This is a genomic window from Hoeflea marina (assembly GCF_003182275.1).
In the GTDB taxonomy this organism is placed as follows: Bacteria; Pseudomonadota; Alphaproteobacteria; order Rhizobiales; family Rhizobiaceae; genus Hoeflea; species Hoeflea marina.
The window spans coordinates 76575-94862 of record NZ_QGTR01000002.1; the positions used below are offsets into that span (position 1 = coordinate 76575).

18 protein-coding genes and 1 riboswitch are annotated in these 18288 nt (G+C 64.5%); of the genes, 10 read left to right on the forward strand and 8 right to left on the reverse strand.

Translation table 11 applies throughout. The annotated features are described in order from the left end of the window. Positions 1–14: 14 nt before the first annotated feature. From DFR52_RS06850 to DFR52_RS06865, 4 genes are all read right to left on the reverse strand, one after another. The gene (locus tag DFR52_RS06850) at positions 15–1499 is read right to left on the reverse strand and encodes a nucleobase:cation symporter-2 family protein (RefSeq protein WP_110031226.1); all 1485 of its coding nucleotides are present in this window, start codon (positions 1497–1499) and stop codon (positions 15–17) included. Between the two features lie 151 nt (positions 1500–1650). Then, positions 1651–2661, reverse strand: a complete 1011-nt coding sequence (alc, locus tag DFR52_RS06855; RefSeq protein ID WP_110031992.1) for an allantoicase — start codon at positions 2659–2661, stop codon at positions 1651–1653. Positions 2662–2732: 71 nt separating this feature from the next. Next, positions 2733–3668 (reverse strand): LysR family transcriptional regulator, encoded by a 936-nt coding sequence (locus tag DFR52_RS06860; RefSeq protein WP_110031993.1) that lies wholly within the window; start codon positions 3666–3668, stop codon positions 2733–2735. A 92-nt stretch (positions 3669–3760) separates the two neighbouring features. After that, positions 3761–4249, reverse strand: coding sequence for a YaiI/YqxD family protein (locus DFR52_RS06865; RefSeq protein WP_110031227.1), 489 nt, complete (start codon positions 4247–4249; stop codon positions 3761–3763). 295 nt (positions 4250–4544) lie between these two features. Between DFR52_RS06865 and DFR52_RS06870 the strand changes: the two genes are divergently transcribed. The 6 genes from DFR52_RS06870 to DFR52_RS06895 all read left to right on the forward strand — a co-directional run bounded on the left by DFR52_RS06870 (position 4545) and on the right by DFR52_RS06895 (position 11226). Continuing rightward, a complete protein-coding gene (locus DFR52_RS06870) occupies positions 4545–5579 on the forward strand; it encodes an ABC transporter substrate-binding protein (protein ID WP_110031228.1) in 1035 nt (344 codons plus the stop codon). Between the two features lie 109 nt (positions 5580–5688). Further along, positions 5689–6459, forward strand: coding sequence for an ABC transporter ATP-binding protein (locus tag DFR52_RS06875; protein ID WP_110031229.1), 771 nt, complete (start codon positions 5689–5691; stop codon positions 6457–6459). After that, complete coding sequence (locus DFR52_RS06880) at positions 6449–7294, forward strand: ABC transporter permease (RefSeq protein WP_110031230.1); 846 nt, start codon at positions 6449–6451, stop codon at positions 7292–7294. Before DFR52_RS06875 ends, DFR52_RS06880 begins: the two co-directional genes overlap by 11 nt. A 125-nt stretch (positions 7295–7419) precedes the next feature. Next, complete coding sequence (locus DFR52_RS06885) at positions 7420–9207, forward strand: sugar phosphorylase (RefSeq protein WP_110031231.1); 1788 nt, start codon at positions 7420–7422, stop codon at positions 9205–9207. Next, entirely contained in the window at positions 9204–10001 is a 798-nt protein-coding gene (locus DFR52_RS06890) for an HAD-IIB family hydrolase (protein ID WP_110031232.1), read from the forward strand. Before DFR52_RS06885 ends, DFR52_RS06890 begins: the two co-directional genes overlap by 4 nt. A gap of 13 nt (positions 10002–10014) precedes the next feature. Next, a complete protein-coding gene (locus tag DFR52_RS06895; protein ID WP_110031233.1) occupies positions 10015–11226 on the forward strand; it encodes a glycosyltransferase family protein in 1212 nt (403 codons plus the stop codon). Between the two features lie 111 nt (positions 11227–11337). On the opposite strand, the gene DFR52_RS06900 is transcribed toward DFR52_RS06895, so the two are convergent. After that, the gene (locus DFR52_RS06900; RefSeq protein ID WP_110031234.1) at positions 11338–11634 is read right to left on the reverse strand and encodes a hypothetical protein; all 297 of its coding nucleotides are present in this window, start codon (positions 11632–11634) and stop codon (positions 11338–11340) included. Between the two features lie 324 nt (positions 11635–11958). Further along, on the reverse strand, positions 11959–12261 hold the full coding sequence (locus DFR52_RS06905) for a hypothetical protein (protein ID WP_110031235.1): 303 nt from the start codon (positions 12259–12261) through the stop codon (positions 11959–11961). A gap of 174 nt (positions 12262–12435) precedes the next feature. Here DFR52_RS06905 and DFR52_RS06910 point away from each other — a divergent pair, with 174 nt between their 5' ends. Beyond that, on the forward strand, positions 12436–12654 hold the full coding sequence (locus tag DFR52_RS06910; RefSeq protein WP_146215548.1) for a hypothetical protein: 219 nt from the start codon (positions 12436–12438) through the stop codon (positions 12652–12654). A gap of 441 nt (positions 12655–13095) precedes the next feature. Here the strand turns inward: DFR52_RS06910 and DFR52_RS06915 are convergent, their stop codons facing one another. Continuing rightward, entirely contained in the window at positions 13096–13980 is an 885-nt protein-coding gene (locus DFR52_RS06915) for a DMT family transporter (RefSeq protein WP_245415235.1), read from the reverse strand. A gap of 99 nt (positions 13981–14079) precedes the next feature. Further along, positions 14080–15384, reverse strand: coding sequence for an SAM-dependent methyltransferase (locus DFR52_RS06920; RefSeq protein ID WP_110031237.1), 1305 nt, complete (start codon positions 15382–15384; stop codon positions 14080–14082). A gap of 214 nt (positions 15385–15598) precedes the next feature. Here DFR52_RS06920 and DFR52_RS06925 point away from each other — a divergent pair, with 214 nt between their 5' ends. From DFR52_RS06925 to DFR52_RS06935, 3 genes are all read left to right on the forward strand, one after another. Continuing rightward, positions 15599–16819, forward strand: coding sequence for an MFS transporter (locus DFR52_RS06925; protein ID WP_110031238.1), 1221 nt, complete (start codon positions 15599–15601; stop codon positions 16817–16819). A 98-nt stretch (positions 16820–16917) separates the two neighbouring features. Then, positions 16918–17029: riboswitch (TPP riboswitch) on the forward strand. Further along, positions 17020–17628 (forward strand): YkoF family thiamine/hydroxymethylpyrimidine-binding protein, encoded by a 609-nt coding sequence (locus DFR52_RS06930; protein ID WP_110031239.1) that lies wholly within the window; start codon positions 17020–17022, stop codon positions 17626–17628. (Overlaps the previous riboswitch by 10 nt.) Before the next feature lie 60 nt (positions 17629–17688). Further along, positions 17689–18288 carry an ECF transporter S component gene (locus DFR52_RS06935; protein WP_110031240.1) on the forward strand — a complete coding sequence of 200 codons (600 nt, stop codon included), beginning with the start codon at positions 17689–17691 and terminating at the stop codon, positions 18286–18288.

Below are 18288 nucleotides of genomic sequence, written 5' to 3' on the forward strand. Positions count from 1 at the left end.
CCGGAGACTTCAGCTCAGGCTTCCGCCGCCATCGCCGCCTCGCGCGCGCCCTCGGCGTCGCCGCCGGCGCCGTTGAAGAAGACGTTGAGGCCGACCGCGGCGATCGAGGCGAGCAGGATGCCCGAATCGATCAGCGGGTGGATGGCGTGCGGCAGCCACATCTTGAAGTCCGGCGCGATGAGCGGGATCATGCCGAAGCCGAGCGCGATGGCGACCACGAACAGATTGTTGCGGCTGGTCTTGAAATCCACCGACGACAGGATCCGGATGCCGGTCGCCGCCACCATGCCGAACATCACCAGCCCGGCGCCGCCGAGCACCACCGTTGGCAGCGCCTCGACCAGAGCTCCCATCTTCGGAATAAGCCCCAGCACCACCATGATGGCGCCGCCCGCCACGCAGACGAAGCGCGAGCGGATGCCGGTGACCCCGACCAGCCCGACATTCTGCGAGAAGCTGGTATAGGGAAACGTATTGAACAGCCCGCCGATGACGGTGCCGAGGCCGTCCATGCGCAGGCCCGCCGACAGGGCAGGCCGGGTGATCCTGCGCCCGGTGATGTCACCCAGTGCCAGGAACATGCCGGTGGATTCGATCATCACCACGATCATCACCAGCACCATGGTCAGGATCAGCACCGGGTCGAAGATCGGGGTGCCGAAATGGAACGGCAGGATCGGCGCGAACCAGGCGGTGCTGGCCACCTTGGCAAAGCTCATCATGCCGAGCAATGCGGCGATCACCCCGCCGGCGACGATGCCGACCAGCACGGCAATGTTGGAGAAGAAGCCCCTGGCGTAGCGGGCGACGCCCAGCACGATGGCGAGCACCACCAGCGACAGGACGATGTTCTTGACCGGCGCATAGGCGGGATTGTCCATGGTGGGCGCCAGGCCGAAGCCGCGCGGCTGGTCCGGCAGCGTGGCGCCCCCGGCCGCGGCCATGTCGGAGATGCCCTTGAGCCAGGCCGCGTGCTCGGGATTGACGATCTTCGGCGCCGTGGGTCCGACGGGGAGACCGAAGATCCAGCTGATGCCGATGCGCATCAGCGTGACGCCGATGACCAGGATGATGGTGCCCGTGACCACCGGCGGAAAGAAGCGCAGCATCCGGCTGACCAGCGGCGCGATCAGGATGCCGACGATGCCGGCGCCGATGATGGCGCCGAAGATCATCCGCGCGCCCTCGGCGCCGGGATGCGCGAGGCCGATCGACACCATCGGTCCGACGGAGGCGAAGGTGACGCCCATCATCACCGGCAGCCTGATGCCGAACCACTGGGTGGCGCCGAGCGACTGCAGGATCGAGACGATGCCGCAGACGAACAGATCCGCCGAGATCAGGAACGCCACCTGCTCGGGTTCGAGCTTGAGCACCCGGCCGACGATCAGCGGCACGGCGATGGCGCCGGCATACATGACGAGCACGTGCTGCAGGCCGAGCGTGAACAGCTTGGCCGGCGGCAGCATCTCGTCGACGGGATGGACGGCTTCAGACATGACGGTTCCCCTTTGTTGGTGAACGGCCCGCCGAAGCCCCTGTCCGGTCAGGCCGGCCTGAGGATTGACGGCACACTCCCCAGGTGCCGGTCCGGGCCAGGCGCGCCCGGGCATGCAAGTCCAGTCTCGCGCCGCCCGCCGTCGAGGGATGTCAGTCCAGCTTGCCGAAAAGCTTGAGCCGGCTGATGCCCCCGTCGGGGAATATGTTGAGGCGCACATGCGTGACCGCGCCGATGTTTTCCACCGCATCGGAGAGATCGTGCACATGATCGGCCGAAAGCTTCTGCGGCGCAACAAGCATCGGCCAGAACATCGAGGAGGTGACGATGGCGTTGTCGACATCGGCGCCGAAATCCGAAAGGTCCGCGGCCTGGATCGAGCACCGGTCGGGAAAATTTCCCTTGAAGAAAGCCGTGTCGACGATGGCGCGCGTGATCTGGCCGCGGCCGCCGAGTGCCACGATGATCCAGTCATTGCCCGGCACCCGACGGCGGCGGGTTTCCCAGCCGTCCCCCATATTGATGCCGCGACCCGGCGCCAGCATCCGGTGATAGGTCCCGTAATGGGCGTCGGAGAAGGCGATGATGCGTCCGCCGTTGAGCGAGGCGGACAGTTCGATCTCGCCATCGCCGACCTTGCTGCGATCGAGATGCGGCTGGCCGAAGACACGCAGCCGCGCCACGCCGCCATCGGGATAGATGTGCAGCCGCACATGGGTGAAGATTTCGGAGGAGGTCGAGGCGAAATAGTGCGAAGCGCTGGGGCCGAGTGGCGAGGTGGAGAGCACTTCGGTCCACTGCGTGGACTCGTCCGGGTCTGTGGCCGAATTGCAGGCCTCGATGCGGCAGGCCGGCGGATAGTTGCCGGTGAAATGCGAGGTGTCGACGTCGAAGCCGTCGATGCGACCGGCCACCGCCAGCCGGACGACCGCGTGGTCGTGGCCGAGCACCCGCTTGCGGCGGGATTCCCAGCCGTCCATCCACTTGCCGTTGTCATCGAACTTGTCCTCGATGAACACGGCCGGTGCGTCGGCGAGCATCCGCTCCAGCGGGGCGAAGAACTCGTCGGTGGCCGACAGTCCCCGGGCGCCGAGCCCGGCGGAGGCCAGGTTGACGGCGTTGCGGGCGAATGCGGGAAGCTCGGCAGTCTTGTGGTCGCTCATCATGGATCCTTGCTCGGTCTGGTCGTCGGATGTCTGATTGTCAGGATAATCCAGTGTTGTGCATCCGTATTTCAAATTTTTCCGAAAGATGTTGATGTCGACTGGCTCTCTATCGTCTCGCGGCACCGCCGAACGATAAAGTCCATGAACAGCTTCACTTTGGGATCCTGCAATTTCTTGTGCGGGTAGACGCAGGAGAAGGGCTGCAGCGTCGGCGGCGTGTCGGCCGCCACCGGCACCAGCGTCCCGGCGGCCAGGTGGCCGGCGATCTCGAACACTGTCTTGTTGATGATGCCGCAGCCCGCCAGCGCCCAGCCTGTGAGCACGTCTCCGTCGTCGGATTCGAGCGAGCTCTCCGGATGATAGGCGCGGACTTCGCCATCAACCTGCAAGTTCCAGAAATACTCGGTGGCTCCGGGATAGCGCAGCAGCAGGCATTTGTGCGGCGACGAGAGGATGTCGTCGCCGGTCCGCGGCATTCCATGGCTGGCGACATAGTCGGGCGAAGCCACCAGCACGCGGTTGAAATCATGGATGCCGCGCACCCGCATGTCGGAATCGGGAAGTGCGCCGAGCATAAAGGCGGCGTCCAGGCCCTCATTGGCGATGTCGACCTTCCTGTCCGAAAGCCTGAGCCGGACATTGATGTCGGGATACAGGCGCTTGAACTCCGGAACCTGCGGGGCCACCAGTTTCTTGCCGAGCGCCAGCGGCGCCGAGATGAACAGGGTGCCCCTGGGTTGCGAGGTGATCTCGGCGATGTTGCCCTCGACCTCCCGGATGGTGTCGAGGATCTTGATGGCGCCCTTGTAGAACAATTCGCCGTGTTCGGTCGGCTTCAGGCTGCGGGTGGTGCGGTTGAACAGGCGCACCCCGAGACTCTTCTCGAGATCCGATATGCGGCTCGAGGACACCGCCGCCGAAACCCGCAGGTCGCGCGCGGCCGCCGACATGCTGCCCAGTTCATAGACCCGGACAAAGGTCAGCAGCGTCTCCACATAGGCCATGCCGGTCCCCGCCATTCCATTGATGCAGGCTGAAACGGCTCCAGATTGCCTGCCTTTCCCTGATAATCATATCGGCCGACGTGGCGCAATGCTCAGCCGGCGCGCTTGTGACGCACCAGCGCCAGATCGAGCGCGGAGAGGAAGCGCGAGCGGTCCTGACGGCTGAACGGGGCCGGGCCGCCGACCACGGAGCCGCCGGCGCGCAGGTCGGCCATGATCGAGCGTGTCGCCACCGCCATGCCGATGGAGGCCTCGGTGAAGGGCTTGCCGGTCGGGCCGATCACGGCGCTCGCCTTGGCCTTGATGCAGCGTTCGGCCAGCAGGATATCGGCAGTGACGATGACCGAGGCCGTGGTGGTCAGCTCGACGATGCGGTCGTCGGCAGCGTCGAAATTGCCCGGCACGATCTCGCGCCCGACCAGCGGATCGTCCTCGATGCGCATGAAGCTGTTGGAGATGAAGATGATCGGCACGCCGTGTCTCAGCGCCACGCGTACGCACTCCTCGCGCACCGGACAGGCGTCGGCATCGACCAGGATCTTCAGCGGGGGAGGCGGGGCGGAGTCGGTTTCGCGGGTCATTCCCGTCTCATGCCCGCAAGCCGCCGGACTGTCAAACTCGCTCAGGGCACCCGCGACCGGGCAGGCATAACCGATTGACTCGATTAATCATGAGGGATATCCGAATCTTCCACGCACGGCGTCGCCATGCTGCGGTGCCCCTGATCGGAGCGTTTCCGGACACTGCGGCGCAGCACCCGGAGAGGTGATTCCGGCACCGGATGACAGTCTGCCCGCAGTGCTGACTGTCCCGCCTGGGAGGCGGACGGCAGCGCCCCGGCTGCCGGACGAAAGCAAGCCATCAAGGAGGATTACCATGTTCAAGATGACCCGCAGGACCACGCTGCGCCGGATGACATCAGCCATGCTCGCCGCATCGCTCGGCCTGGGCTTCACTGCCGCCGCGCACGCCAACGACACCATCAAGATCGGCATCCTGTCGCTGACCTCGCATTCGCCGAGCATCATCGCTGCCGGCAAGGGCTATTTCGGCGAGCAGGGACTTGACGTCGAGTTCGTGTCCTTCCAGGCGGCCCAGCCGATGGCGGTGGCGATTGCCTCCAACGACATCGATTTCGGCATGACCGCGATTTCCGGCGGCCTGATCAGCCTCGCTGAAAAGGGCGCCATCAAGATCATCGGCGGCGCGCTGCAGGAAACACCGGAAATCGACGGCCAGAAGATCCTCGCCGCAAAGGCCGCCTATGACGCAGGCCTCACCAGTCCGGACAAGCTGGTCGGTCACAGCTTCGGCGTCACCACCCAGGGCTCCTCGTTCCACTACATGGCGCACAAGATTGCCGACAAGGCGGGCTTTGACCGGAGCGAGATCAGGATCGTGCCGATGCAGAAGGTGCCGGCGGTGATCGCGGCGCTGAAGTCGGGCCAGATCGATGCCTGGTCGATCGTGCCCAACATCGCAGGCGCGCTGACCAAGGGACCGGAAGTGGTCGAGATTGGCAAGGTGTCCGACTATATCGACAACTACCAGGTCACCACGGTCTTCACCTCGACGAAGAACGTCACGGATCACAAGGACCTGGTCAAGCGCTTCCTCGCCGGTCTCGCCAAGGGCATCGACGATTACAACGCCGCCTATGTCGACAAGACCTTGGGCGCCGACGACGTCGCCGCGATCTCGGAGATGGTGCACAAATACGTTTATGCCGACCAGCCGATGGACAAGGCCGCACCCCGGATTGCCGCCGGCGCCATGCGCATCAACAGGAATGCCAAGCTCAATCTCGCCAGCGTCGAGGACCAGCTCAAATGGTTCCAGTCCGAGAAGCTGGTGCCCGGTGGCGTCACCATGGACGATCTGGTCGACACCGAGTTTGTCGAAACCTTCTGAGGCATGGGTGGAGAATGTTCACCGGCGTCGCGTTCTCGTGGCGCCGGCCCCGCCGTCCGGAACGGCCTGGATCGCAGCCCGGAAGGGCGCTTGCAAGGAGTGACGCTCAATGGAGCTGATCCTCGAAAAAATCAATCATTCCTATGGCGACATGCCGGTGCTCACCGACATTTCGCTCTCCGTCGGCAGCGGCGAGATCGTCTGTGTCGTCGGTCCGTCCGGTTGCGGCAAGTCCACCCTGCTGCGCATTATCGGCGGACTCGAACGGCCGACCAGCGGCGAGGTTCTCATGTCCGGCGAGCCGCCGGCCGACAGCCTCAACCCGCTCACCTATGTGTTTCAGGATTTTGCCCTGCTGCCCTGGCGGACCGTCGAGGGCAATGTCCGCCTGGTGCTGGAGGACCACCGAATCGGGCGCGAGCGCGTCGGCGCCGTCGTCGATGACGTGCTCGCCCGTACCAAGCTCACCGAGTTCGCCGCAGCCTATCCGCGCCAGCTCTCGGGCGGAATGAAACAGCGCGTCGCCATCGCCAGGGCGCTGTCGGTCAATCCGGCGGTCATGCTGATGGACGAGCCGCTCTCGGCGCTCGACAGCCAGACCCGCGACCTGTTGATGGACGATCTGATCGAACTCTGGACGCAGGTGCGTTTTTCCGCCTGCTACATCACCCACAATCTGGCCGAGGCCGTGCGGCTCGGTCATCGCATCGTGGTGATGTCGCGCAGGCCCGGCCGGATCCGCGACATCGTCGAGATCGACATTCCGCTTTCCGAGCGGCCCGGTTTCCCCACAGAGACCGCGGCCATCCAGCGCCGGCTGTGGGAAATGATGCGCGACGAGGCCCGCGCCGCCGACCGGGAGCTGTCCGATGTCGCTTGATCGGAGCCTGCCTTCCGCCGCTCCGGCAACCGAGAAGCCGGGGGCAGCGCCAACCCGGCCAGTGCCGTTTCGCGGTTCCGGCTTCACGCACCGCCCGCACCGCCATGTTGCGCCGCTTGTCTTCGCCGCACTGCTGATCCTGTGGGAGATCGGCTCGCGCACCGGTTTCATCTCCAACATTTCACTGCCGGCGCCGACGGAAGCTGCGGAGGCGATGGCCGATCTGTTCCGCAGCGGCATGATCTGGAAGCACCTGTCCGCAAGCCTGTTCCGGCTGACCGTCGGCTGGAGCCTCGGCACCCTGCTCGGCATCGCCGTGGGCCTGGCCATCGGCCTCTTCTCGGTGGCGCGCGCCGGGCTGTCGCCGCTGGTCTCGGCACTGTTTCCGATTCCCAAGATCGCGCTTCTGCCGCTGTTCATCGTCTGGTTCGGGATCGGAGAGGGATCCAAGGTCGCCACCATCCTCTTCGGCTCCTTCTTCCCGACGGTGATCGCCACCTATGGCGGCGTCGACAATGTCGATCGCAGCCTGATCCGCATGGGCCAGTCCTTCGGCCTGTCCTGGTCCTCGATCGTGCGCAAGATCATCATTCCGGGCGCTTTGCCCGCCATCCTGTCGGGCTTCCGCATCTCGGCCTCCATTGCCATCATCCTGCTGGTGGCGGCCGAAATGATCGGTGCCGAATACGGCATCGGCGCCTATATCCTGATGGCCGGCGCGCTCTATGCAATTGACCAGCTGATCGCGGGCGTGGCGCTGCTGTCACTGCTCGGACTTGCCGTGGCCTGGCTGATCGGTCGCGCCGAAAAGATGTTGCTCGGCTGGCGGATCTGAATTCAATCGGAGTGCCTGAATTTTAGGCGTTGCCGGATATTGCTCTGCATGGGGCATTGTGTGCTTGCCAAGCCGGTTTGCGCCGGGCATCATGCTGCAATGCAGTATGACATGGCCCCTCAAGCATGCCGGACGATCCTGTGACACCCGGCGCCTCGATCCCCTCGCGCCTCGTGAGCGGTCTCGAGCAGTTGCTGGCCTTCATCTATCCCGACGAGAATCCCGCCACCCTGGCGAGGTTCGCCGCCGCCAGCTTCTTCGGCGATATCAAGCCGCGAAAGCGCGGCCGCATGCCCGGCACCGGCTTCTGGACCGAGCGCGACACCTACGTCATCACCTATGGCAACACCATCGCCGACGGCGTGCATCGCCCGCTCGACCTGCTGCGAGATTTCGCCGAACGGCACCTCGCCGGCGTCTTCACCGGGATCCACATCCTGCCGTATTTTCCCTTCACCTCCGATGATGGCTTCGCCATCACGGACTACAGGGCGGTCAACGCCCAGCTCGGCACCTGGGAGGATGTCGGCCGCATCGCCGGCCGGTTCCGGCTGATGTCGGACCTGGTGCTCAACCACTGCTCCAGCCAGTCGCCGATGTTCTCGGACTACCTGCAGGGCCATGCGCCCTGGGACCGGTTTTTCCGGGAAGCTTCGCCGGATGCCGATCTGAGCGAAGTGGTGCGCCCGCGCACCCACCCGCTGCTGCGCCAGGTGGAGACTGCGGGCGGCCCCCGTCATGTCTGGTGCACCTTCAGCCACGACCAAGTGGATTTTGACTTCTCGAACCCGCGCGTGCTGATGGAATTCCTCGACATCCTGCGCCTGCACATCGAGAAGGGTGCCCGCACCATCCGGCTCGATGCGGTCGCCTTTGTCTGGAAGGAAGTCGGCACCCCCTGCATCCACCTGCCGCAGACCCATGCCGTCGTCCGGCTGATGCGGTTGCTCGCCGACTACCATCCGGAGCTGATCATCCTGATCACCGAAACCAATGTGCCCAATGTCGAGAATCTGAGCTATTTCGGCAACCGCAACGAGGCGCACGCGATCTACAATTTCTCGCTGCCGCCGCTGCTGCTGCATGCGCTGCTCACCGGCTCGTCGCGCTATCTCAACGCCTGGCAGATGGGCATGCCGCCGGCGCAACTGGGATGCGCCTATTTCAATTTCTCCGCCTCCCATGACGGCATCGGCATCCGTCCCGCGGAGGGTCTGATCCCCGACGAGGAGATTGCCGCCATGATCGAGGCGGTACAGGGCTTCGGCGGGTTGGTCTCGATGCGCAGCCTGCCCGGTGGCGCAAAGCCCTACGAGCTCAACGTCGCCCTCTACGACGCGGTTGCCGGGACGGTGCATGGCCCCGACGGTTTCCAGTTCGAGCGCTTCATCCTCAGTCAGGCGATCGTGATGGCGCTCGAGGGCATTCCCGCCTTCTATATCCACTCGCTGCTTGCCAGCCGGAACGACCGCGAGGGAGTCGAGCGGCTGGGCTACAATCGCGCCATCAACCGTCGGGCGCTGGATCGGGCCGCACTGGAGGCGGAGCTGACCGACCCCGACAGCGAGGAGGCGCGGGTCTTCACGCGGATCAAGGCGCTGGTCGCCGTCCGCTCGCGCCAGCCGGCCTTCCACCCGAATGCGACGCAGTTCACGCTGCAGCTCGGCCCCGAATTCTTCGGCTTCTGGCGCCAGAGCATCGACCGTTCGCAGAGCATCTTCGCCGTCTTCAATCTCACCGCCGGGCAGCGCAGCATCCCGGCAATGTCCCTCAACCTGATTGCCGGCGAGCCGTGGACCGACCTGCTCAGCGGCGAGAGTGTGCAGCCGGTCAGCGGCGAACTCGTCTTTGCTCCCTACCAGGCGCGCTGGATCGCCAACCGGCAGGGTGCCGGTACCCGCGAGAAGCCATGAGCCCGTGCGATCGTCTTCTGGTCTTCACCGACCTCGACGGCACGCTGATCGACCACCGGACCTATGGTTTCGACGCCGCCCGACCCGCGCTCGGACGCCTGCACCGCGAGGGCCATGCCCTGGTGATGGCTTCGAGCAAGACCGCCGCCGAGGTCGTCCCGCTGCGCGCCGCCGCCGGCTTTGCCCACTGCGCCGCCATCGTCGAGAATGGAGCCGGCATCCTGCCGCCGGCCGGGGATGCCGCCGTAAGCGGGACGGAGGATGCGCACGACCGGCTGCGCGCAGCGCTCGACGAACTGCCTCCCGCGCTGCGCCGCCGGTTCACCGGCTTTTCCGACTGGAGTGTCGATGAAGTCTCGGTGAACAGCGGGCTTGATCGCGCGGCGGCATCGCTCGCGCGCCGTCGGCAGTTTTCCGAACCTGGCCTGTGGACCGGCGGCAGGGAGGATTACCAGATCTTCGCGCTGCTGCTCGCCGAGAAGGGCATCTTCGCCCAGCAGGGCGGACGGTTCCTGACATTGTCCTTCGGAGCCACCAAGGGCGACCGCATGGCGGAGATCACCCGGCAATGGCGCCGCACCGGCGAACCGATCACCACGGTGGCCCTCGGCGATGCGCCCAACGACATCACCATGCTGCAGCAGGCCGATATCGGGGTGATTATTGCAAATCCCGATCAGCCGGGCATCGACCGCCTCGAAGGCGAGGACAGCGGCCGCGTCCGCCGTTCGCTTCACCCTGGCCCCCTCGGCTGGAACGCGGAGATGCTGCGCATCCTTGACGAGTTGCGATGAGAGGACTGCCGCCATGGCCGATTACCATCAGACCGGAAATGTCGCCACGCTCCACAATCTGGGCTCGGTCTCCGCCTCCGTTCTCGAGCGCCAGCTCGAAAGCTTTGCCGAGCGTCGCAAGATCACGCTGATCCTGCCTTCGCTGTATTCCGAACTTGAGGCCCCCGCCCTCGACGCCATCGTCGAGGCGCTGGCCGGCGCGCGCTACATCAACCACATCGTCATCGGGCTGGATCGCGCGGACGAGGCGCAGTTCCGGCACGCGCGGCGGTTCTTCGCCCGGCTGCCGCAGCAGCATTCGATCCTGTGGAACGACGGGCCGCGGCTCGGCACCATCCACCGGCGTCTGGCCGATGCCGGCCTTGCAGCCGGCGAGCCTGGAAAGGGGCGCAACGTCTGGTACTGCATCGGCTACACGCTCGCCTGCCAGGACAGCGACGTGGTTGCGCTGCACGATTGCGACATCACCACCTATTCAAGAGACATGCTGACGCGGCTGGTCTATCCCGTGGCCAATCCGGCCTTTTCCTACCAGTTCGCCAAGGGCTATTACCCGCGCATCGCCGACGGCAGGCTCAACGGCCGGGTCACGCGGCTGCTGGTGACGCCGGTTCTCAAGGCGTTGCAGAAGACCTGCGGCCAGAGCGACTATCTCGATTACCTGCAGGCCTTCCGCTATCCGTTGGCCGGCGAGTTCGCCATGCGCACCTCGATCCTGCCGAACATGCGGATCCCGTCAGACTGGGGCCTGGAAATCGGTGTGCTCTCGGAAGTGGCGCGCAACCTGTCGCGCCATGCGGTCTGCCAGGTCGATATCGCAGACAGCTACGACCACAAGCACCAGCCGCTGTCGGAGGCAGACGCCAGCGCCGGCCTCTCGCGGATGTCGACAGACATCTGCAAGGCGCTGTTTCGCAAGCTGGCCACCGAGGGCGCGGTCTTCAGCCACGAGACGTTCCGCACCATCAAGGCGACCTATTACCGGATCGCCCTCGATATGATCGAGATGTATTACAACGACGCGATGATGAACGGGCTCAGGGTCGACCGCCACACCGAGGAGCAGGCCGTCGAACTTTTCGCGGCGAACCTGGTCGAGGCCGGCCACACATTTATCGAGAACCCGATGGAAACGCCGTTCATTCCGAACTGGAGTCGCGTCCAGTCCGCCGACCCGGACGTCCTGAGGGAGATTCGGGAGGCGGTGCTGGCCGACAACGCGTGAGTGGCGAGACGTCAAGCTCTGTTGCGGGCAAAGAAAACGCCGGGTCCTCGGACCCGGCGTGCGTGAAGCTCTCCGGCCGGGCGTCGTGCGCCAGCCGGCAGCTGCGTCGGCCTACATCTTGCAGCGGGCGGCGACGCTGTCGGTGAAGAGGGCTTCGTCCTTCTGCCATTCGGTGCAGGCGGCCTTGAACTTGGTCATTTCCTCGTCCGTCGCGCTGCCCATGCGTGTGGCGAAATCGTCATCGTCGCGCATCTGCTTCGTGTCCGGATTGACCATCATGTCGTAGACGCTCGGGTCCATGTTGTCCGCGTTGCTCCAATACGTATTGTCCGCATTGGTCTGCGCAAAGGCGACTGTGGAAGTCATGGCGAAGGCTGCTGCTGCAGCGATTGTGGTCAGGGTTTTCATCATTCACTCCTCATATTTGCTTTTGACAAAGCAGCTTCTGTATGGGGGAGGGTTGCTCTGTCGGTACAGATATTCAACGGGAGCTTCGGAAATTGGTTCCCCGATCAGTTCATTTTTTGGCAGAGGCATGTCGCGCACCACCGGAATCGGAGCCGGGAGTGCCGGCGATGGCCGATTGTCGCGTCGGCCGTGGCCGTCGTCCGGCCGCGTCCCTGTCATCGGTTTGGCGGCCCGCCGGCAGAGTGCCATCCCTCACGCAAAGAAAACGCCGGGCTGTGAAGCCCGGCGTCATCGATCGGATCGTCGGAGTACCGACGTTCCGGCCTACATCTTGCAGCGAGCTGCGACCTTGTCGGTGAACAGGACTTCGTTCTGCTGCCATTCGCTGCAGGCCGCGCCGAACTTGGTCTTTTCCTCGTCGGTGGCCATGCTCATGCGCTTGGCGAAATCGTCGTCTTCGCGCATGGCCTTGGTTTCCGGATTGATCATCATGTCATAGACGCTCGGGTCCATGTTGTCGGCCGAGCTCCAGTAGGTGTCGCCATCCATCGCGGTGGATGCAGCGAAGGCTGCCGTCGAGGTCAGGGCGATGGCTGCTGCTGCGACGAATGTGGTGAACTTGTTCATGTGTCACTCCCAGTGGGTTGGTCAGGTCTATTGAAATTCTCGTTCGGCTGGCTTGTGATGCCGTTACGTTCAAATAACGAACTGACCGGTATTTGGTTCCACTGATTAAGCGATCAATGGAAATAATTTGCTTCTCCTGAGATAATGCCCGAATTCGTTTCCGGCTGCCGGTCGGTGAATACCTCGCGCTCGCCCCCGACCACCCCGATCTTCACCGCACCGCGTTCAGCCCGCTGGCCTCGCCGTCCCGCTCTCACCCATCCCCTGCCCATCGGCGCCATGAGCGGCAAGCTGGTCCTTGGACCCTACGGCTTCTTCGACGCCGCCATCTTCGATCCGGCGCCGCTCGACACCTGTATCGGCGCTCAAGCGCTGCATCCGCACGCGGTCTGAAATGCACGCATGGCGTTGCGCTGCACAATTGTTGTGCGCCGGCGGATGCAAATCTGTGCAGCCTGCGGGCGCCGCGGATCCATCGAGAATTGTTTAAACTGTTGAAAAAAATCGAAATTGTCGTTCTGTCAAAACTGGCACGCTTTGTGCATTGTCAGGGTCAGATCCAGAGGGGATCAAACATAGCGTCCATCGAATGGCGCATCAGGCAAGGCCGCCAACCAGGCAACAGATCCGCGACAAGCGGATTGTCCCGGTTTGGCGGCTTTTCTTGTTTTTCAACCACGGCCGACCGGACCTCCCATCCACGCCGAAGCAGAGGCAGGACATGATCAAGACAGCATTTGCACGCGCAGCGCGGCGCCGGCTCCGGCCGCCGTCATCCGGACCTTGGTCAGGCACGAGGAGACACCCCACGGACGCCACCCCGCGCTGAGCGGATCACACGGGTGCGGCGATGGCGACCCGGTTGGCTGCGCGGATGTTGATCCAGTTGGCAAGGAAGATGACGCCGCCGCCCAGGAAGACGAACCAGTCGAGCTGCTCGTGGAACAGCACCATGCCGACGATGGCGATCACCGGCAGGCGGGCGAAATCGATCGGGATCACGAAGCTCGCCGGCGCCAGCGCCAGCGCGGTCGTCAGGCAGAAATGCGCCGCCAGCCCGGATATGCCGATGGCCACCAGCCAGGGCAGCGTGGTGGCTGTCGGCCAGGTCACCACGCCGTCATAGCCGGTCATGATGGCGCCGAAGCAGAGCTGCATCAGGGTGAGCCAGAACAGGATCGAGACGGCGCTTTCGTCGCGGGTCAACGACTTGGTCAGCAGCAGCGTGGCGGCAAAGAAGATCGCCGCGGTCGCCGCCGCGACGACGCCCGGGTTGAGCGAGTTGAAGTCGGGGCGGACCACGATCAGGATGCCGAGGAAGCCCAGCACGGTGGCCACCAGGCGCGGCAGCGTCAGCGGTTCCTTCAGGATGAAGACCGACAGCAGGATCACCCAGACCGGCGAGGTGAATTCGAGCGCGAAGACCTGCGCCAGCGGGATCAGCGCAAGCGCCCAGAACCAGAGGTTCTGCCCGGTGAAGTGACACAGGTTGCGCGCGAGATGGGACCGGAATCGCGCGACCCGGACTTCGCCGAGCCGGCCGCTGCCGCCGGCGACCGCCAGCACGATCACGAATCCGACCAGCGAACGCCAGGTCATGATTTCGAATGTGTCGTGCAGTCCCGACACCATCCGGCCGGAGATCGCCATCATCGAGAAGAACCCGATCGAGCCCATCATCCAGAGAGTCGCGGCGAGGGGGCGATAGGTCTGCGGCATGCGGGCAGTCTCCGGTCGTCATGCAGGGCTGCCGGTCAATCGCCGTCGGTGCCTGGAGAGAAAGTGTCGTGGATGTATGTGTCGCGTCGACGCCCGCTGTCAATTCGTCCGGTAAAGATCCGCGCGGGTCGGCGGCAGGGCGACGGTCGGTCCGCGATTGGCGTGCGAGGCGAGCGTCTGGTAGAGCCGCACGCCGTTGCGCTCGAAGGCGACCGAGCAGCCGCCGAGATAGAGCAGCCACATCCGCGTCTTCACTTCGCCGACTTCCGCCACGGCTTCATCGTAGCGGGCGAGCAGCCGGTCATGCCAGTGGCGGCAGGTGCGCTGGTAGTGCTCGCGCCAGTCCTCGACATCGTGCACCTCGAACTTGTGTCTCTCCAGCATCGTCACGGTGTTGCCGATGTGGTCGAGTTCGCCGCCCGGGAAGATATATTTGGTCAGGAGCGCGAATTCCTCGTTCTTGCGCTTGAAGCTGCGCGCGTCCTTCTTCGCCGGCTTGGTGATGGCGTGGTGCAGGAACAGTCCGTCGGGCTTGAGCACCCGTTTGACGGTCTGATAGTAGGTCGGATAATTGTCGATGCCGATATGCTCCTGGATGCCGATGGCGGCCACCTTGTCGAACTGGCCCTGCACGGTGGCGTAGTCGGCGAGTTCGAACCTGACCCGGTCCGACAGGCCGAGCCGCTCCGCCTTGGCCCTGGCATATTCCACCTGCTGCGTCGACAGCGTCACGCCGAGCGTGGTCACGCCATAATGGGTGGCGGCATAACAGGACAGCGCGCCCCAGCCGCAGCCGATGTCGAGCATGGTCTCGCCCGGCTTCAGCCGGAGCTTGCGGCAGATCATCTCCAGCTTGTCCTGCTGCATCGTATCGATGTCGTTGTCCCAGTCGGTGCAGTAGGCGCAGGTGTAGACCATCTCCCTGTCGAGCCAGAGCTCGTAGAAGGCGTTTGAGACATCGTAGTGATACTGGATGTTCTTCTCGTTCTCTTCGCGGCTGCCGTCCGACGGCTTTTCCGAGGGCTGCGTCTCCAGCGGCCAGGGACCGCCGCGGTCGACGAACAGGAACTTGCGCGCCGTGTTGAGCACCAGCCATTTGCTGAGCGCCTTGCGGATCTGCTTGCTGCGCACCTTCGGCCGTTGCGCCACCAGGTCGAACATGTCGCCGTTGACGAGGTCGATGCGCCGGGAGACCCAAAGATTGAGCAGCGTCTCCATGTTGGGCCTGCGGGTAAGTGCTGCGACCAGGCCCTCGTCGGCGAGCGAAATCGCAAACGCGTCGGGCGCGAGATCCTCGGGGATGGTGGAGCCGTCCCAGAGGCGAAAGCCGACATCGATCTGCAGGATTTCACGGGCATGGGCGAGAAGTTCGCGAAGGCTGTTCAGTCGGCCTGCTGCACTCATGGGACAAGGCTCCGGGGCGTTGGCGCAATCATCGTGACGCTCGGTCCAGGTCGGCCTGGCCCGATCATGGCGGAAACATGGCGCAGATCGGCGACAAACACCAGTTTATGATCGGTGCAAATGCCGCAATTCCCACGGAAATCATCAGGCAAAATCATGGATGCTTCACAAAACGCAACTGTACAGCCCGCCGGAGCCTCCATAAGGTCCGGCGATGACCGGATCCGACATTCTTGACAGCCGCTATTCCTGGCTGCGCCTTCTCGTAACGCTTCTGATCGCGATGATCGGCAATGTCGGCATGTGGGCCGTCATCATCATCATGCCCAGGGTGCAGGCCGAATTCGGGATCGCCCGCGCCGATGCGGCGCTGCCCTATACGCTGACCATGGTCGGATTTGCGCTGGGCAACCTGGTCATCGGCCGCGTCGTTGACCGTTTCGGCATCACCACCGCGATGATCTGCTCGGCGCTGACCATCGCCTTCGGCTATGTTCTGGCCGGTGTCAGTTCGAGCGTCGTCATGCTTGCCGCCGTGCAGTTCGTCATCGGCTTCGGCACCGCCGCCAGCTTCGGCCCGCTGATCGCCGACATCTCGCACTGGTTCTACAGGCGTCGGGGCATTGCCGTCGGCGTGGCGGCCAGCGGCAATTATCTCTCCGGCGCCATCTGGCCGATCCTTTTGAGCGGCATCCTGGCCGACCACGGCTGGCGTACGGTCTATTACGTGCTGGCGGTGCTGACGGTGGTGCTGGTGGTGCCGCTGGCGCTGATGCTCAAGCGGCGCATTCCCGAAGCCGCCTCGCTTCACGCCGAGACCATGTCCAGGACCAATGCGCGCTCCGTCAGCTTCTCGCCGCGCATGCTGCAATGGCTGCTGGCGCTGGCGGGAGTCGGCTGCTGCGTCGCCATGTCGATGCCGCAGGTCCACATCGTCTCGCTGTGCGCCGATCTGGGTTACGGCCCGACCGTCGGCGCCGAGATGCTGTCGCTGATGCTGATGGGCGGCGTGGTCTCGCGGCTGGCTTCGGGGGTCATCGCCGACCGGCTGGGCGGCGTGATGACGCTGCTGATCGGCTCGACCCTGCAATGCATCGCGCTGTTTCTCTACCTGCCCTTCGACGGACTGGCCTCGCTCTATGTGGTAAGCCTGGTCTTCGGCCTGTCGCAGGGCGGCATCGTGCCGAGCTACGCCATTATCGTGCGGGAATATTTGCCGGCGAAAGAGGCCGGCGCCCGGGTCGGCTTCGTCATCATGGCCACCATCGTCGGCATGGCGATCGGCGGCTGGATGTCGGGCTGGATCTACGACCTGACCGGCTCCTACCAGGCGGCCTTCATCAACGGCATTGCCTGGAATTTCCTCAATATCGGCATCATCGGCCTGATCCTGGTCAGGTCGCGCAACCGGAGCGGCAGGGTGGTGCCGGCCTGAGCCCGGGGCCGGCGGTCGCGCCTAGTGGCCCTGGCAATGTTGAAATGATTGCGGTTTTCATTTTCGGTCTTGCTTTCCACGGCAAAGCCAATAGTCTGACCGAACAACAGGGGTGCTCCGTATTGCCGGGGCTGAGATGTCGAACGCCAGTTCGCGGACCCTATAGCTGATCTGGGTAATGCCAGCGGAGCGAGGTGACGATGTTTTCCGGCGCACAGGTGTCTCTGTATCCGATGTCCGACGATTTTGTCGGCGTGATCTTCGGCGCCATCGGCGCGCTTGATGCCTGGCGTGATCGCCTCCGCATCGAAACCGACGATATCTCCACCCTGCTGGTCGGCCCGCCGGAAATCCTGTTTCCGGCCATGCGCGACCTTCTCCTCAGCGCCGCCGGCAGCGGCGTGCACTGCGTGCTCTCGGCCGCCGTGTCGCGCGGCTGTCCCGGAGAGCCCGATGATCCCGTCTGCACGCCGATCAGCGATGGTCCGGATGGCCGGCCGCTCGGCGAGCGCATCTACGCTGCGCGTGCGGCGGTGGCGGGCTCCGGGCTGACCGGGCAACAGGTGGCGGCGCAGTTTTCTCTCTACCCGCTAGGCGCCGGCCACCACATGGACGAGATCTACGGCTGCATCGAGTTCCTGAAATCGTCGGGCGTCTTCGACCGCTCGAAGAACTTCTGCACCAAGCTCAGCGGCGATGCCGGACCGGTCTTCGCCACGCTGTCGGAAGCCTTCACCCGCTTCGGCGCCGGTGCGGGCCATGTGGCGCTGGACGTGACGGTTTCGGCCAACAGTCCCAGCGCCGCCTGACCGGCGAACTCTCTCTCTCTCTCTCTCTCTCTCCCAAACCAGCCATCAAGAGGTGTAGCCATGACTCCCGCCACCGCGAATCCGTCCAGCATCTGGACCATGCGAGAAACGATGATCGTTGCCGTTCTGGGCGCCGTCTTCGGCGTGCTCTATCTCGGCTGGGTGCAGGTGTGGCTGATCGCCCAGGCCGTCTTCGGCTCCGTCACCATGGATGTGGTCATGGGCTTCTGGTTCATCGTCTCCATCATAGCGGCCGCCATCATCCGCAAGCCGGGTGTCGCGCTCGCCTCGGAGGTGCTGTCCGCGGCGGTGCAGATCCTGCTCGGAAGTCCCGCCGGATTGTTGCTGCTGGTCACCGGACTGGTGCAGGGCGCGGGCGCCGAGGCGGTGTTTGCCGCCACGCGCTGGCGCAGCTATCGTCTGCCCGTGCTGATGGCGGCGGGTGTCGGGGCGGCGGTCTTCTCCTTCGCCTACACCTGGATCCGCTTCGACTACGGCGCGCTCGCTCCGACCCTGCTCGTGGTCATGTTCGTGCTGCGCTGCGCAAGCGGCGCCCTGCTCGGGGGCCTGCTCGGTCATCTCATCGTCCAGGCCCTGTACAGGACCGGCGTGCTGTCGGGGCTTGCGATAGACCACGACAGGCGCGCCGCCGCCGCGTGA

Excerpts from the sequence above, each read along its gene's own strand:
- DFR52_RS06885 (WP_110031231.1), top strand. The coding sequence starts at position 7,420 with ATGCCGGACGATCCTGTGACACCCGGCGCCTCGATCCCCTCGCGCCTC.
- DFR52_RS06860 (WP_110031993.1), bottom strand. The coding sequence starts at position 3,668 with ATGGCCTATGTGGAGACGCTGCTGACCTTTGTCCGGGTCTATGAACTG.
- DFR52_RS06920 (WP_110031237.1), bottom strand. The coding sequence starts at position 15,384 with ATGAGTGCAGCAGGCCGACTGAACAGCCTTCGCGAACTTCTCGCCCAT.
- DFR52_RS06890 (WP_110031232.1), top strand. The coding sequence starts at position 9,204 with ATGAGCCCGTGCGATCGTCTTCTGGTCTTCACCGACCTCGACGGCACG.
- DFR52_RS06870 (WP_110031228.1), top strand. The coding sequence starts at position 4,545 with ATGTTCAAGATGACCCGCAGGACCACGCTGCGCCGGATGACATCAGCC.
- alc (WP_110031992.1), bottom strand. The coding sequence starts at position 2,661 with ATGAGCGACCACAAGACTGCCGAGCTTCCCGCATTCGCCCGCAACGCC.
- DFR52_RS06900 (WP_110031234.1), bottom strand. The coding sequence starts at position 11,634 with ATGAAAACCCTGACCACAATCGCTGCAGCAGCAGCCTTCGCCATGACT.
- DFR52_RS06880 (WP_110031230.1), top strand. The coding sequence starts at position 6,449 with ATGTCGCTTGATCGGAGCCTGCCTTCCGCCGCTCCGGCAACCGAGAAG.
- DFR52_RS06925 (WP_110031238.1), top strand. The coding sequence starts at position 15,599 with ATGACCGGATCCGACATTCTTGACAGCCGCTATTCCTGGCTGCGCCTT.
- DFR52_RS06875 (WP_110031229.1), top strand. The coding sequence starts at position 5,689 with ATGGAGCTGATCCTCGAAAAAATCAATCATTCCTATGGCGACATGCCG.
- DFR52_RS06930 (WP_110031239.1), top strand. The coding sequence starts at position 17,020 with ATGTTTTCCGGCGCACAGGTGTCTCTGTATCCGATGTCCGACGATTTT.
- DFR52_RS06905 (WP_110031235.1), bottom strand. The coding sequence starts at position 12,261 with ATGAACAAGTTCACCACATTCGTCGCAGCAGCAGCCATCGCCCTGACC.
- DFR52_RS06935 (WP_110031240.1), top strand. The coding sequence starts at position 17,689 with ATGACTCCCGCCACCGCGAATCCGTCCAGCATCTGGACCATGCGAGAA.
- DFR52_RS06895 (WP_110031233.1), top strand. The coding sequence starts at position 10,015 with ATGGCCGATTACCATCAGACCGGAAATGTCGCCACGCTCCACAATCTG.
- DFR52_RS06915 (WP_245415235.1), bottom strand. The coding sequence starts at position 13,980 with ATGCCGCAGACCTATCGCCCCCTCGCCGCGACTCTCTGGATGATGGGC.
- DFR52_RS06850 (WP_110031226.1), bottom strand. The coding sequence starts at position 1,499 with ATGTCTGAAGCCGTCCATCCCGTCGACGAGATGCTGCCGCCGGCCAAG.
- DFR52_RS06865 (WP_110031227.1), bottom strand. The coding sequence starts at position 4,249 with ATGACCCGCGAAACCGACTCCGCCCCGCCTCCCCCGCTGAAGATCCTG.